The organism is Halosimplex amylolyticum (assembly GCF_051414035.1).
GTDB classification, from domain to species: Archaea; Halobacteriota; Halobacteria; order Halobacteriales; family Haloarculaceae; genus Halosimplex; species Halosimplex amylolyticum.
Window position 1 is genome coordinate 959651 of the sequence record NZ_JBLKNW010000002.1, and the last position, 15783, is coordinate 975433.

The 15783-nt window shown below is 56.8% G+C and carries 9 protein-coding genes; 2 read left to right on the forward strand and 7 right to left on the reverse strand.

The window, feature by feature from the left end:
* Positions 1-40: 40 nt before the first annotated feature.
* Complete coding sequence (locus ACMGFE_RS15055; protein ID WP_436926030.1) at positions 41-400, forward strand: phospholipase D-like domain-containing protein; 360 nt, start codon at positions 41-43, stop codon at positions 398-400.
* 297 nt (positions 401-697) lie between these two features.
* Positions 698-5128: an AAA domain-containing protein gene (locus ACMGFE_RS15060; RefSeq protein WP_436926031.1), complete on the forward strand. Its 4431-nt coding sequence runs from the start codon at positions 698-700 to the stop codon at positions 5126-5128.
* Positions 5129-5235: 107 nt separating this feature from the next.
* Here ACMGFE_RS15060 and ACMGFE_RS15065 read toward each other — a convergent pair whose 3' ends face one another.
* The 7 genes from ACMGFE_RS15065 to folE all read right to left on the reverse strand — a co-directional run bounded on the left by ACMGFE_RS15065 (position 5236) and on the right by folE (position 15783).
* Complete coding sequence (locus ACMGFE_RS15065) at positions 5236-6792, reverse strand: ATP-binding protein (protein WP_436926032.1); 1557 nt, start codon at positions 6790-6792, stop codon at positions 5236-5238.
* A 1-nt stretch (position 6793) separates the two neighbouring features.
* Positions 6794-7852: a tRNA-guanine transglycosylase gene (locus tag ACMGFE_RS15070; RefSeq protein ID WP_436926033.1), complete on the reverse strand. Its 1059-nt coding sequence runs from the start codon at positions 7850-7852 to the stop codon at positions 6794-6796.
* 186 nt (positions 7853-8038) lie between these two features.
* Positions 8039-8500, reverse strand: coding sequence for a DUF6884 domain-containing protein (locus ACMGFE_RS15075; RefSeq protein ID WP_436926034.1), 462 nt, complete (start codon positions 8498-8500; stop codon positions 8039-8041).
* Positions 8501-8907: 407 nt separating this feature from the next.
* Positions 8908-10914, reverse strand: a complete 2007-nt coding sequence (locus tag ACMGFE_RS15080; protein WP_436926035.1) for a DUF5591 domain-containing protein — start codon at positions 10912-10914, stop codon at positions 8908-8910.
* Between the two features lie 80 nt (positions 10915-10994).
* A complete protein-coding gene (locus tag ACMGFE_RS15085) occupies positions 10995-14168 on the reverse strand; it encodes a DEAD/DEAH box helicase (RefSeq protein ID WP_436926036.1) in 3174 nt (1057 codons plus the stop codon).
* A 287-nt stretch (positions 14169-14455) separates the two neighbouring features.
* Positions 14456-15154 (reverse strand): 7-cyano-7-deazaguanine synthase QueC, encoded by a 699-nt coding sequence (gene queC, locus ACMGFE_RS15090; RefSeq protein WP_436926037.1) that lies wholly within the window; start codon positions 15152-15154, stop codon positions 14456-14458.
* An 8-nt stretch (positions 15155-15162) separates the two neighbouring features.
* Complete coding sequence (gene folE / locus ACMGFE_RS15095; protein WP_436926038.1) at positions 15163-15783, reverse strand: GTP cyclohydrolase I; 621 nt, start codon at positions 15781-15783, stop codon at positions 15163-15165.

Below are 15783 nucleotides of genomic sequence, written 5' to 3' on the forward strand. Positions count from 1 at the left end.
TATTGGATTCACTTTGCTGCATTGCGACCCGGTCGTAATTGTGTCGCCCTGGCTGAGCGACGTTTCGCTCCGTTTCCCGGTCAATGACCGGTTTGATTCCCGGGAAATCTCACTCGTCGAATCGCTGAAGACCCTCTCCGAGAAGGAGATACACCTCATCGTCCGTTCTAGGGAATCACACAACGACTACATCAAGCGAAGACTCCCTGAGCACGTCCACCTGCAGGAGATCGACGGCCTTCACGCTAAGGCCGTTGTCTCGGATTCGTTCGTCTATCTCGGCTCGGCAAATATCACCCATGGGGGCCTCATCCTTAACCGGGAACTCTGTGAGGTGATCGAGAATGAGTACGACTCGGCAGCCGAGTACGTAAACCGGAGACTCGATCTTACTCTCTGAGTCTCCGTTCGGACATAGTGAAAGTATTTTTACTGATTTTGGTTGTTATTTCATTCCCATATACCAATTCTAACCGCGCCTGGCATGTCGATTTAAGTATGGTGGTAATCCATGGGGTAGTGATGAGCACGGATCTATCTCGATGTCTTGCCGAAGATAATCACACTCCGGTTGGAGCACATATATTCTTCAAACCAGAGGGATGGCGGCACGCGATCGTGCATTCAGAGGGCGTATGAAGACGGCCAGGGTTACGAGTTCGAGTTTCCAGAAACCAATCCAGTTTACACCCGATACATGACCAAAGCCCAGCGAACCCCTGTCAGTCCGAGTGCCATCGCACAGTTCTACAAGCTCCAGCAGTGCCCGATGTATCTGTATCATCGATACGTTGACGAGAATCTTGGTTCCATCTCCGACGTCTCGCTGAGCCCCCTTCTCGCTGCAACCGGCGAAGCGTTCGAAGCCGGACAATTACGTCAGCTTCTCGACGCGGACGTCTACAGCATCGGCCCAGCCGATGAGGATCATCGGTTCGACGAACACTGGAGCGGCGACGCCGAGACTGATATCGAACGGTTCAGGACCGCTATTGACGAACTCGTGACCGGCGATAGCACGAAGCCAGTCGTATTCTTCCAGCCCCGGATCCGGGGGACCATCGGTGCGTGGCCCGTTCGCGGTGATGCAGACGTCGTGATTGCAAGCCCGGATACATCTGTCTCCAGTCCACGCACCGTTGAGGTCCGCGTCGTCGAACTCAAGTCTTCGAGTTCGGTAAAAACCCACCATCAGTTACAGGCGGCGATCTACTCACTGCTACTCGAGTCTATGCTGGAGGAGACAAACGTGAACGTCACTGCCAGCATAGTCTCACAGGAACCAGAACGGAAGGACCTCGCAGCTCTCGTGACCTCTACTGGCATCCTCGACCTACGGCGTGTCGGCACCTTCGACCTCGATACCCGCCAGAACGATATCCAGCTTCTCCTCGAGTCCGGCGGTGCGCTCGACTCGGAACTCCTCGACGGCGATGAGATGCGGGAGTCCGGGGATCCACCCACCTACCGAATCGATGCCCGCTGTGACGACTGCGCCAAGCAATCGAAGTGTATCGCGTATGCGGTTACAAACCACGAACTTTCCTTGCTCGGGCTCACTGAGGGCGTACAGGAGTCACTCATCGAGCTGGGCATCGAGGAACTCAACGACCTTGCGACACTCTACGACTGGCCGACCGAGAGTCAGAATCGGAGAGCCACCTCATATGTGGATCCGCGCCCGAATGATCCGGAACTCGTCACGCGTGTCCTCCGGGAGACTGAGATATCGAACCTCCGTGATACGGCACAGATCGCTCACCGATTCCTCCGACAGATTGACCCTGAGTATGAAGCCCAGTGGGAACAACAAGCCGAACAGGCCGGTCCGTGGGGGGATTACCTCATCGGTACCGGGCGAAACCTCCCGGATGATGACCCGCCGGATAACTTCAATCCCGATTATCCTCGAAAGTCGCTCGTACGCGTCTATCCCTACGTCCAGTACGATTTCGTTCGAAACCGGGTCGTACTTCTCGCAGCGAAGGTGACGTCTAGTCGGCACGAGGGGGACTCCGACGATGGCGTGTTTATCGTAAGCCAACCGGATGGGCTTCCGAATCTAAACGACGAACGGAAAGATCAGGAGGAACGTCGATTGATCGAATCCTTCTTCGAGAAACTCTCCACCGCCGTGAACGAGGTTCGCCCTGACCTCGGCGAGGAAGGGTACAGCGACACGGAAGGGTTCCTCCACGTCTATCCGTACGGTAACTCCCAGCGCCATACACTCATCGACGCTGTAAAGCGCCATCCCGACTCGGAGGCTGCACAGGCTATTCGGACGCTACTCGGTTATCGTGAAGACATTGATCAGATGGGCGTAAGCGTCCTTCGCGATGAATTTCGCGACAGACACGCCTTCCGGTACCCCGGGCTGGGGGTCGTCCAAACGGCTGCACAGTTCTACTCGCACAACTCGGACCTCGACTGGGAGGGGCCACGAGATCAGAGCGAGACCGCGCTGAAGCGAGTGTTTGCGCTCGGCTTTTTCGAGACGACGGTTTCGTACGATTCGATGGGTTCTCGGATTCTCCTCGATTTCGAGGGCGGCCTGAAGATTGCCTCCGACCACATGAACGATGAGTACCCGATTGTCGGCCGGAATCAGGATACGCTCCCTCTAGAGTATCTCTATGCCACCGACGAGTTCGACCTGCTGAAGCCGGACCTTGCTGATGACACCGAGATGCGGACCCAGATCGAACGCTACCGTCACCACACTGGCGCGGATTCCCCACGAATTACGCTGGGCGACATCGAGGACGTGGTTCATGCCATCTGTGATGCGTACGAACACATCGAGCGCGCGGTTCGAGATAAAGACGCGACGATGACGAAGCAGCCGATCGAGCTGAAAAACCTCCGACAGAACACACTCGGCGTGTCCGAACTTCAGTCGACCAGTCTCGAGTACCAGGAGCTGGAATTCGGGGCAAATCGACGGAAGCTGGAGTCGAAATATCGCACGCCGCTCAGCCAACGCACCACCAGTGGCCGCGCTATTCCGTTCGAGGTCACCGAACCGCCCGAAGAAGGCGACGATGAGACAGAGGGCCGGATGTGGCTCCGTGGCTCGATACTCCGGTCGCTCGGGGACGATTCACAGAATGGAATTCAATCCGACACACCACTCTCACTCGAGGAGGGTAGCTTCGTCGTGATGACGGCGCTGAAACGGAACGAGGATGGGACCTTAACCGAGGATGTGACATCTCCAGACCAGATCGCGAATCAGGTCCTGGGACGCCTCACCGACGTCGACACCGGCGCTGGCACCGTTCGGGTGTCCTTCCTTGGGGCCCAAAACCGGTCTAGGGAGAAGTTCAAGCCGAACCACGTCGGTTGGACGAGCGACGAGGACGATCGTTTTGAACGCCAGTACGTTGAGGAAGGAATGAGATTTGTTCTCGATCCGGCCCTTGACGACTTCGTCGCTCACCGGGCGCACGTTGCACTACAGAACGCCAGCCAGAACGATGTCCACAATCGACTGGTGAATCTATACGACGACGAAATTGCGGATGCCCTCCGAAGAGACTCCCCTCAGTTCGACCCCGATGATGTCCGGTCGTTCCTCGAACAGTTCAACCGGGTAATGCCCGAATCGACGAATCACGACCAAACTCTGTTTGTCTCACAGACCGATCATACGGTGGCCGCGCTTCAAGGTCCGCCCGGTACGGGGAAGACCAGGTATGCATCCGCGCCAGCAATTCTTGCACGAGCCGAGGCCGCATCGGGAACGTTCTCGGGTGTCGCTACGGCTCACTCACACAACGCGGTCGACGAGGTTGCGAGAGCAGTCGCCGACGCTCAGCAACGGCTCGCCGAAGCGAATGTGCTCGAGGATGCGCTTCTCGTCCGCATACAGCCTGGCGCTCGATCGGACGATCTGCCTGACAACATCCGAGAGTACAGAGCGTATGATGATCGCGAGGAGCTACAAGAGATCTTCGAGAAATATGTCCTCGCAAACGATGCGCCGGGGCCGCTCATCCTCTTCACGACACCTGTAACACTCCGGAACTTCGTGAACGGCGTGCGCTGGTCAATCGACGATGATGCGGACTCCGTCGAAGAGTTCATGGCCGATGGTCGTTCGCGACTGTTCGACTTCACCCTCGTTGACGAGGCGAGCATGATGGATCTGCCACTGCTGTTTCTCGTCGGTGCATTCCTCGGCCGGGACAAGCAACTGATGCTCATCGGGGACCACCGCCAGATGCAGCCTATCCAAGCACATGATTGGGAAAGCGAGGATCGCCAGACGATTGAAGAAAACACACCAGCGGTCTCAGCACTGGACTTTGTCCGGTTCCTCCGTGGCGACAAGGACAGTAATTTCGAACAGTTCGATCGGGAGCCGCCGACGTGGCCCGAAAAGGACGCAGTGCTCCCGATGGATCAGCTCAAGCTCACCTACCGACTCCCGCCCGCAATGGCCCGTTTCGAGACGGATCTATTCTACCACCGGGACAACATCACACTTGAATCAGCTGGTTCGGCAGAAACGATCCCAGACGTCAAAGATGGTAATCTTTCTCCCTGGGTGAATGCCGCACTCGATCCTGAAACACGAATCACCGTCATACTACACGACGATAATGTCTACACGAAGAACAGCCCCGTCGAGGCATACTTGGCTAGCAAGGTTCTTGATCCACTCCCCCTTGTTGCTGACGAGCCCGAACACGACGAACTCAGCGCGGGTGTCGTTGTCCCCTTCCGCCTGATGCGCCGACGGATGCAAAATTGCATCGACCTAACTGTCGATACAGTTGAACGATTCCAAGGTGGTGAGCGCGATGTGATGGCACTGGCGATGACTGCCGGCAACCAGGGGTACGTGAACCAGGTTTCCGAGTTCCTGCTCGACGCGAACCGGTTCAACGTCGGTGCCAGTCGGATGAAGCGGAAGCTCTTCATCGTCGTTTCGAAATCGCTGTTTCGGGCAGTCAGTAGTGACCCTGAAAAGTACGAACAACAGAAGGCCTGGAAACAGCTCTACCAAAACCTCATTGCAGATCAAGAGCCCGTCGAGACTACCCAGCTCTCCGGGTCTGATGTCGAGGGACTCGGCGACCGAAAGGTCTCTGTGCAGGTGTACACCGGGTACCAAGACTAACGGATACGAGAGGAATACCCGCGAAAACACAGTCATTCGGACCAGCGCTACCATCCACGATTTATATGATGTGGTACGAGCCGACGAACGTGCTATAGCCCGCGAAATTAATCGAGCCGCGAACGAACCTTTATGAAGTGAATATTGTGCTTCTTGCCATTCTCATACGTGATCCGACCGTTGTCGAGATCAAAACTCACCTGCCCATTGTGGTATCCAGTTCGTTCGATCTCACGGAGTTTGTCCCGGTCGCCAATCTTCCAGCAGATAATCTTACTAATGCTACCAAGCGGTTTATCTTCCTCAAAGTGGTCAGTCAAGCTCTGGTGGACTGAGCTTCCATAGATATGCCCATTCTGTTCAACAAGGGCGTTCACGTCTGCGCCGAGATCCAAGTCTTCGACCGATATCACCGGCTTCGCTCCTTCGCGGTTTGAGCGTTCGAGGCCGAGGATTACCTCTGCTTGATTAGAGGCCTTGAACTGGTTACGTTCCCTGACAATCTCTTCACGTTCTTCTATTGACTGCTGCTGAGACTCGGCTTTTCGATCGAGTTCTGCAACCCGTCGATGATCTAGATACTCCTTGAACCATGGATCCGATCCCACCTTCGACAAGAAATGGTTTAATTCGTCGGAGATAGCTTGATATATGGGGCTTGATTTGTTCCGAATCTTCTCCCTGTTGGCTGACAGCTCAATGTCCTGGGAGTTTGCGATAAAGAAAAAGTGAATGAATTCGTTGTCGTGAGATATCGCTTCATTGAGTCGCTCTACCTTGATATGATCCTTAGCAAGCCAGATACCAAACTGGGCTGAATGGCGACCATACGTTGGAAGCTCATCACGAGCAGCCTTCCCCCCGATCATCCCGACGACCTCTATCTCCGTCGTGTCCCCATTATCTGCCTCGATTTCGAGCGTACGAGGTCCGTAGTGCTTACACATCCGCTCTTCCGGGAACTGACCGTCACCTGGTTCTAGATGCTCATCTGGGAACTCTAGTTTATTATTGGTAGTTAATTTGTCGCGGGAGTCATCGATCTCCTCGCCGAGTTCAACAGTGATATCTAGCTCGTGGAAATCGTCCGGATAGAAGTGATGCCTCGTTGATCCAGCTAGGGTTTTCCACTTTAGATAGTGCGCAACCTTGTTATATGTGAGCGATTCAGGAGAAAATCCCTGACCGGATTTGAATCCGATAATTTTGATCTTCGTCCAATGTCGATCAGAGGCAACTGAGGATTCACTTACCTCGTATTCAGGAAGAACCCGATCATTGAGTTTCTCCCATGGACGTTCCATCGTCGCATTGAGCGCCGTCCCGTTTTTTCCAGTATTGACAACTATCCGGTCACTCTTGTAGAATATTTTAGTCCCGTGCCCTTTGTATCCGATGGAGTCGTCTGTTGGATCAGTCTTCGTGGAGTTCCCAAGGTCAAAGAAAGACTCGAGTTCGGACTTATTCATCCCCCGTCCGTCATCTTCAATTATAATCTCTGAGCCCCTTGGCCGGCTCTTAATGCTAATGTTCACCTCGCTAGCTTCCGCATCAAAGCTATTTGAGAGTGATTCCCGGATCACCTCAAGTGGATCCTCGAAATCACTCGCAATTTCTAAAAATTCGTTTACCTCGTTGACTTTCGGTTTCTTTGTCTCTTTCATGTTAGAAGTATCCTCCAAGTGATTCGTTCACGACGCGATGTGAGAAGCGCCGTAATGCCTTGTGTCTGCCAAGTGTTTCTTCCAGATATTCCGCAAGTGCATTAGGATCCGACGATCGAATGCAGTCCCTGATCTCTGCCACTTCCTGTTTCTGGGTAATGAGATTATGCATTGCGACCGGACCCAAAATATCTTTCCGATATTCGGCGTTGCCCTTCATTCTATCTACGAGGTCACTGTCCGAACACACCGGACAGTTACACTCGGAAAAGTCGACGTTATCGAGCGGCTTTGATCTAGCCAGGGACACATCGTACTTTCCATTGATGGCAGAATGGAGATACGAAGAAGAATCGAACGAGTCAGCACCGACAGCTGAGAGGAGCGGAATAGCACTCGACGAAATTCCGAGGATATGAAGAGGAAGATCGTCAAACCCCCAGTCCCTGAGGACTGCGCGGCAATCTATGACGGCATCAATGAGGCGTCCTTTGTTATCTTTTAGCGGTACAAGGCCACCCAGCGCGATCCCATCAAATTTTTTGTGTACGCGCGAAGAACCGACGATCTTATCGATTTCACTTATAAATGTATCCAACATCGAGTAATCATAGCCCTGAAGTGTGAGGTAACGGGCACTGTGTGTCCCTTCCGAGATGTCGAGAAACTGAACGACATTTTCTGCGGTCTGACGGGCCTTCTCTACTCGAGTTTCATAGCTATCGTCTTGCGTTATTGGTTGATCAAGATTCACCAATATATCTCCACCTAGACGATTCTGTATCTCATAGATCTTTTCTTGATCAATATCCACTTCGAAATCACTGCCATCCAGTTCGTACCCGCCTAGAAATTTGAACCCACCCGAGTCAATGAAGAGGGTTCCATCAAAGCCTTCGAAGAGTTCTCGCTCTTTAATCGGCTCTGCGATGTAATCCTCATATCGCTCTCGCGTGATGTTGTAGTCAGTGAGGGAGCTAACTGAAGTCATCACACCATCGAAGAACTCGGAGTAATCACCACCGTTAATGACATCATGACCGACCATGAACTCCTTCATAGTCCGATGAATCCCTCCTCCATACATGCTATCGGCAGTACCTCCCGCATAGAAATTCAGCACTGGGAGTAGGTTGGGCGTCTCGAGTTCTGTATCCTTAATCCGGAGTGTTCCCGATCGAGCGTCGCCAGTCGTTGCTTTCACTTCGAATTCAGCAGCCACTGTGTCACTGGATTTCAACGACATCTAGTTTGCCACCTCGAGCGCTGAATCATCTCCGCGTATGACCCGCTTCAGGATATGTCCTTTGTATCCAATGCCGTCCCCTTCGATAACAGTGACTACAACATCGAGGTCCCGATCGAAGCTCTGGATAGCATTCTTGTACTCTTCTCCCATATTGATGATTACTCGACTATACTGCTCCTTCCGGATCAATTCTCTAAGATCCGACACTACTTCGTCGCGAAGTTTCTCAGCGCGTTCCCTGTCCATTCTTCTATCGTAGTATTCTACCTCTTCCTCGGGGTGCAAAAGTCCGTGTTCGGCTGAGAGAATCCGCAAATCCAGACCAGAACGTCGCTCATCATGCCTCATCGCTTTCTTTATAATCTTGTAGAAATACCCGGTGTAGAGCTCTAAAGCGGGAAGTGTCCCCTCAACCTGTTCTTTCGAACTTGAACAAGACTGGAGTAGTAGCAGAGACATACCAACCGATATTGTTTGCCCGACCTTATGCTTTTCCACAACACCCAGGAGCCACAATTGTCAGTTGTAATTGGTGTAGCTATTGAAGTATGGCTAATACTAATGGCCTGGAAAAGATTGTAGTGATCAGAAGCGTAGCGTCGTGCCTGAGTCTACAGAATTACTGCTCCCGAACCTACACATTGGAGAGGTTATAGGTATACAATCTGTTTTCGATAGTCCGCACAACTCCTTGCCGATCTTGACAGCAACCCGATTGAAAAATGCCAATATTCGTACCATATACTGCAATCACTTTAGTGGAGTTGTTCCATTCCTGCCATAAAGTGGGCGCATTAATGCTCGCTCATTAAGCCCTTGAGAAGGCCGGCGATAGTGAGTATTGCCGAACAGGCACTGCCGCATAGCTACGTATCAGTTACAATCTCGCCATCAAGATAGTCACGAAGTTCACGCATATTCCGGGATCGGAAGAACTCCGTCAGCTGGAGTGCCTCGGGGTCACGGGGGAAGACAGTCCCACGGCCGTACGTATCGAACGCGGTTTCGATGACCTCGCGATAGGTCTTGCTGGTCACGTACCCGACAATCTCGTCGAACTGGTCGCCGTTGCGGTCGAGAAACTCGACAAGTCGGTCCGTAACGAGTTCCATCTGGGCCTCGTCCTCTTTCGCGAGCACGTACTCGTACTCGAGGACTGGTTGTTCCTCCTCGAAATCCTCCGGGACAGGGCCGTACATTCCCGAGACGGTGACCTTGTGGATGTTCTCCCGGTGGCCACCTAGCTTCTTCGAGAGCACGGAGTGCGTCCGCGACTCGGCGTAGGGCTTTTGCTGGCTACACGGGATGACGAGGAGGACGTCTTTCTCCGAGGGTGGTTCGTACTTGCGAGTCAGGACGTCGAAGTCGTGCGGACTATGCTTGAGCGAGATTGTCCGACTTTCCGTCGTCTCGTCGACGCCTGCGTCGAACGTCGAGAGCTTCGCCTGGTCGCTTGTGAGGTCCATGCCCGCGACGAGGTCATACGCGCCTCGTTCCTCAAGGTCCGCTTGCAAGCCGAGATTATCGTGGAGCTGTGCTTCCTTGAGCCCCTTTTTGATGTCGTCGTCCTTCCTGGCCACCTCGATGACGTAGTCCAGGAGCGTTCCCTGCCGGATCTGCTCCCTGACGCGCATCAATTCCTGGTTGTACACCTCGAAGTTGTGCCTCGCCAGGTGCGCGTAGTAGTCGCTCTTGATGAACTCGCCGTTGGCTTTCCGCTCCTCGCGCTCGTCGTAGCCCATGTCGCTGTTCAAAATGTCCATAATCTCCTCGTAACTCTCGACCTCGCTCTCGGGCCCACAGAGCGTACAGTTGGGCATGTCACAGGGAAAGTTTCCGTCCTCGTCGATGTACGCCGGGAGGTCCTCCAGAGCGATGTTTTCCCATTCGCCGGGTATGACATACTTCCTGTACTTCGAAGCTTGGACGTGGCTCGAACAGTCGAACGAGTCGACACCGAGGAGCGCTAGCAGTGATACCTGCTTGCCGCCGATTCCGAAGACGTGCAGTCCAATCTCGTCTGCGCGCCCCTCGGGGATGGCTGCTTTCGCCCCCTGGATGAGCTTGACCAGCACGTCCATACTGCTTCGGAGGGGGACGAGCGATCCGAGAGCGAACCCCTCGAAGGCGCGGTTGAGACCTGCCTCGTCCACTGCCTCGATGAAGTTCCCCACGTACCAGCTGACCGTCTCGAAGTCGGTTCCGTGGAGAGCGACGTACACACCGGGCTCGTTCCCCTCGGCTTTGCGCCGTTCGAGGTGTTCTCTCGCCCGCTCGTTGTCGCTGTTGCCCGCGGTCAACAGCGACGGGTCGTCGATGATCCGCAGGCACTCCACGGCGCTCTCGATGCTCTGCTCCATCCGCTCCATCTTTTCCGCTTCCTTGAGGTCTGGTGGAATCGGATAGTCGAGTGTCGCGATGATATCGGCCCCGAAATCGAGCTGGAGCCCCAGGATACTTGCCGGGTTGGTGTAGAGGCCCCAGTCGTTCTCGGTGCCGCCTTCGGTTGGCGCGTCGCTGAACGTGTTCGAATTCATCAGCTTGAACCCGCCCGAGTCGATGAACACCGGTGCATCGAGGTCCGGATACCATTCTTGGAACGACTGTGTTCGCCAGTGTTCGTTGAGGTTCTCCGGTGTAACGCCGAAGTCCGTGAAGCTCATCGCCTGGAACATGACCCCCTGCAGCTCATCGTTCGAAAAGAGGTTCTCGCGAAGCCGGGACCAGATGCCACCCGAGTTCGTCGTCGAACCGCCGATAAGATTGACCACGGGAAAGAGCGCCGGCGTATCGACCGGTCCGTTGGGAACGTCGAGTTCTCCAAGCCGGCCATAGCCGTCGTCGCCGACCGACGTCACCCGGAAGTCTGCCATAGATCAGACACCGGTACTCGATCGGCCCAGATAGGTCCTTCGCCTCCCGGGTCCTGTGTGAAGGATCTGACTATCGGTACTCACGGGTCTTCCTGGTGTCGTCCGACCACGGCTCGGATCATCATGACACGCTGTGGTGAAATTCCGTCTATCGCCGTGAGTTCGTCGTCGGTGGCTTGGTGGAGATCGGCGAGGTACTCGTAGCCTGCAACACGCAACGCCTCCGTGGCCGAATCCGGCAAACCACGCATGTCCTCGACTGGTGTCGACGCAAGGTCTGAGGGATTGACCGCCGCTCCACCAGACGTCCCTCCATCTGCCGTTTCCCCACCTGAATCCCCGTCATTGCCACTGGATGTCTTATCGTCCGGACCGTCCTGGATAAAGACGGGAGGCTCTGCAGGGAATTCGTCGAGCAGGGCCCGCGCCTGCGTTAACTCTGCTTCGGACTCGACGAGTACCGGGAGCGGGACGTCACTCTCGGGGGCGATGGGGATGATCCACGATTCGAGTTCGGCGAGTGATTCGTCCAGTAATGCCGTTATCGCCGGCGAGAGTGACTGAGTCGCGACCACCTCGAACTCCGTAATCCGCTCCGACGTACCGTACTCCTCGCGGTACTCCGAGATCGAAAACGGGCTCCTCTCCATCAGCTGTCCTCCGTAGCCACTGTCCTGATCGCCCCATCCCTGCTCGGTGATGATCAACCTGGCATCGTCCATCCACTGCTGCTGGGGATCAGTGTCAGGGAGGTCAGTCCTGGCCGATTCACGTATCGCTCGATGGATGATCCCCAAGCTCCGGAACGCGTCGTAATGCTCGGCCAGTGGTGACGGGTTGTCCTCGACAGCTGGCTTCGTTTCGTCGTCACCCTCGACCGATTCGTCCGAACCATCGCCTGTCTCGTCCACCGTCGATGGTTCGTCCGTGTCGTCATCGCTCGAACTGTCGTCTCCTGGTGGTTCGTCCTGCCCGGACCTGGTGTCGTCGTCTCGCTCACGGCGGACACGTCCCTTGTCCGCGTCCGTCACGTCCGACGGACTAGTCTGATCACCGAATGCCGCGGCAAACCAGTCAGTGGAGACCGTGGGGCCGTCGGGATGGTCGTCGATTGCTGTCGCGTACGCCGTCTCGATGGCGGTCGCCTGCGGGTCACTGCGGACGCTCGGGGCACCGAGCTGTTCCAGCGTGACGATATCCGGCGCCACGCCGTCCTCGATCGACACTGCGGGCGGTTTGAGGATGCCGTCGGTGTCGGGTTCGAGCACCTGGCCGAAGAACTCCGCGATTGTCCGGACGAACGACTCGCCGTCGGGTTCGATCGTCGCGTCGGCTGGCGGTACCCCGACGAGGTGATAGAACGAGACCGTCTCCTTGCCGCCCGCGTCACGGAGCAGGCGACCGAGTCGCTGGACGAGGGACGTGTTCACACCACTGCCCGGGCGAGCGATGTTGATGCCGACTTCGACGGACTTGATGTCGTTCCCCTGTCCGATGCGTTTCCCGGGACCGATCAGCGCTTTCTCGTCGGTTTCGGCCTCGTCGAACGACCTGATAATCGAATCCTGTTTCGCCGCGTCCTGGTCCGCATCGAGTCGTCGGACGACGCGGTCGTCGTGCCGGTCATACAGTTCCTGCCAGATGTCCTTCGCCTCGCGGTAGGACCGGGTCAGCACGAGTACCGGCCGTCCATCCGAGAGTGCCTGTTCTGCCAGTTCGACGACTCCCGCGATGTCAGCGTCGAGATTGAGGCGATGGATCGTCCGGTTACCGACGCCACCTGCGAGCGTCTCGAGTTGCTCCGTTGGCGCTACGTCGTCGTCGCCGTGCTCCCGGAGCCCGGAAGCGAGTGCCGGCCCCGAGACGTAATCGCCAGCCATCTCGTCGATGGTGGGGTCCGGGAGTTCCGGCACTGCTTCTGCCAGGGCGTCGTTCTCGAGGTGGTACGTACCAACGTCGTACTCGACCACATCGTCGAAATGCCTGGCCGTCTCCCGGAACTGCGAAAGTGAGTCGGAATCGGTCACCTCGGCGAACGACAATGTCCACTCGAAGTCCGGAATCACGCCGTCGGCGAGTGCGAGCCGGTGCGTATAGCGATAGACCAGAGGGAACGACCGGTCAGCTCGCTGGACAAGTGACTCGAGTTGCTCGGTGATGCTGCCGGTCATCGCGAGGACGGGACACGAGGACTCGGTGAAAGAAACCAGATGGTCCCCCCATCCACCTCGCATCGAGTAGTTGTGTACCTCGTCGAAAATCGCCAGCCGGTAGTCGCTGGGATCGACGTCGTCCATGCTCCGCGCCGACCGGATATCGATGTGGCCCCACGGCAGCCGGATGCCGGACTCCCGTACCTGCGTGAACGCCGCCGGCGTGTGGCAGTGGTCCTGGAACATCCGCGCCCACTGGACGCCGAGCAAATCGTCCGTCGTGACGATGAGGACGTCGTTCGGGCGGTCTCGATGTGGGTCCGGGAGGTCGTCGTCGAAAATGTCCGAGAGACGTTGCTGGTCTGCGGGGTGAAGCGATCCCGAGTCGACGGCATGTGCGACGGCGGCGAGCCCGAGCACCGTCTTCCCCGTCGCCGTCGCCATGTCCACGTAGGCGTTCATGTCGTGGTGCAACCAGAGAGCGAGGCTCTCCAGCTGATGGTCCCAGAGCTCGGTCGACAGGTCCAGCTCCGCCAGCTGCGTCGTCAGTGTATCCGCGCCGTCTGAATCAGGCAGTGCCTCTTCGACGACCGAGGCTACCTCGGGGACCGACGTGAGTTCCGCGACGAGTTCGCGCGGCGTTTCAGCGTCGGCACGCAGCTGGCGTGCCAGTTGCGCAGATTGCCCCCGGGTCTGCCGCTGTACGTTGCGCGTGATGAATCGCGAGAGAATCTCCCCGGGCGGGACGTCGCGTCGATCGACCTGCTCGAGTCCCGCTTGCAATCCGGCGAATTCGACGAGAAGATTGCCCAGATCGAACGTGTCCGGGAGCGCCGCCGAGCGCGAGATATCTCCAGTAAGTGCGGCGATGCCGCGGAGATAGTGGCTACTTGCGGCTTTATCGAGATCGGCGCCGTCTGTCAGGTAGGTTGGCTGGTGTGACCGGGGATCAATAACGTAGTCCCCTTCGGTGAGTTTGCGGGCGACGTAATCGATGCGGTCCGGCCACTGGGACTTGTCGTAGTCACCGAGCAGGTCTGCTTTGAACGCCTGTTCGCCGCTTACGATGGCATCAATGTCGATATTGTTGCTGTTTGCCATACGTTAGGGGACGAAGCATCGCTCAGTTGTGGGGGCGATTGACACGGGTGATGCACGCTTTTTACCTATGCCCTCACAAATAGATTTGCGTCAGTACAGCTGGTGATCTGTCCGGAGAAAAACAGCTTCTTTCGGTGGTCGTTCGTCGTCGTCTCGGGATAGCCACTGCCGTTCATTCTGAACGTACAGACCGTCGATAGAAGATAATTGTAAAACCGAATCCGGGCGCTATTTGGGAAGATTTCAGCCCCCCTGGGGAGTGAGCCAGATGAACTCCGGAACGCCCTCTATTCTACATATGACGGCCGCTCGGCGTACTCAATCGGGTCGCGTGCATCGAGTTCCTGAAACGCCCTGAGCCGGAAGGCACACGAATCACAGGTCCCACACGCGGGCGCTTCCGCACGGTAACAACTCCAGGTATCCTCGTAGGGGACGTCAAGTTCGAGTCCCCGCTCGGCGATGTCCGTCTTCGACCACTCGACGAACGGTGCTTCGAGCGTAATCGACGTGTCTGGCTTCGACCCGACGTCGACGACCTGCTGAAAGGCGCCGAAGAACGCCGGTCGACAGTCGGGGTACCCGGCGAAGTCCTCCGAGTGAGCGCCGATGAACACGGCACTGCAGTCGTTGGCCTCGGCGTAGGAGACGGCCATCGAGAGGAGATTCGCGTTCCGGAACGGCACGTACGACGACGGGATCTCGTCGCTCTCCATGTCCGCGTCGGCGACCTCCATCTCCTGGTCCGTCAGCGAGGACGCGCCGATTTCACTCAGGTGGCTCGTCTCGATGTGCAGGAAGTCCGCGGCTTCCACGTGGTCTGCCAGCGCCTGCGCGCAGTCCTGTTCCCTGGCCTCCGTCTGTTGTCCGTAACTCGTGTGGAGGAGGAACAACTCGTCGTAGCCCTGTGCCTGTGCCTCGTAGGCTGCCGTGGCGCTGTCCATCCCGCCGGACGCGAGGACGACAGCGCGGGAGTTCTGTGTCATCGGTGAATTCACTCGGTCGTACGGACGTGCTGGTCGAATCGTCGCTGTTCGGCGTCGGTCAGGTCACCGACCGTGGTCCGGGTCACCGTCTCCGTCGCCGTCTCGACGCCGCGCATCGCTTCACAGAGATGCGTGGCGTGGAGTTCGACGACGACTCCTTCGGCGCTGATCTCCTCGGCGAGGCCGGTCGCGATGTCGCGGGTGAGTCCTTCCTGGATCGTCAGTTCCCGTGACTGCCACCGGACGTATCGGGAGAGCTTTGAGAGACCCACCACGCCGCCTCCGGGCCGGTAACCGACGTATGCCTCCCCGTAATACGGGAGGAGGTGGTGTTCACAGAGGCTGTAGAGTGGAATCCCGGTCTTCACGACGAAGTCGTCACTGGCCGCGCCGAACGTCCGCATCGACGGTTTCGCCGCCTCGCGGCCGCCCTCGGTCAGGGTTTCGAACGTCGCCGGTACGCGCCGGGACCAGGTTTCGACCAGCGTCTCGTCCATCGTGTCAACGCCGACGGCGTCGAGGAGGAGCCGAGCGCCCTCCTGTGCCTGTTCCCAGTCGATTGCCGTCTCTGCCGGGTGATTATCTGTCCGTTGCGTCTCGTCGGTGTCTGTCGTCAGGTGATCACGCAT

Bases quoted from the DNA above. Each gene is read 5' to 3' on its own strand.
- ACMGFE_RS15060 (WP_436926031.1), top strand. From the start codon at position 698: ATGACCAAAGCCCAGCGAACCCCTGTCAGTCCGAGTGCCATCGCACAG.
- ACMGFE_RS15065 (WP_436926032.1), bottom strand. From the start codon at position 6,792: ATGAAAGAGACAAAGAAACCGAAAGTCAACGAGGTAAACGAATTTTTA.
- ACMGFE_RS15070 (WP_436926033.1), bottom strand. From the start codon at position 7,852: ATGAAGGAGTTCATGGTCGGTCATGATGTCATTAACGGTGGTGATTAC.
- ACMGFE_RS15075 (WP_436926034.1), bottom strand. From the start codon at position 8,500: ATGTCTCTGCTACTACTCCAGTCTTGTTCAAGTTCGAAAGAACAGGTT.
- ACMGFE_RS15080 (WP_436926035.1), bottom strand. From the start codon at position 10,914: ATGGCAGACTTCCGGGTGACGTCGGTCGGCGACGACGGCTATGGCCGG.
- ACMGFE_RS15085 (WP_436926036.1), bottom strand. From the start codon at position 14,168: ATGGCAAACAGCAACAATATCGACATTGATGCCATCGTAAGCGGCGAA.
- queC (WP_436926037.1), bottom strand. From the start codon at position 15,154: ATGACACAGAACTCCCGCGCTGTCGTCCTCGCGTCCGGCGGGATGGAC.
- folE (WP_436926038.1), bottom strand. From the start codon at position 15,783: ATGCGTGATCACCTGACGACAGACACCGACGAGACGCAACGGACAGAT.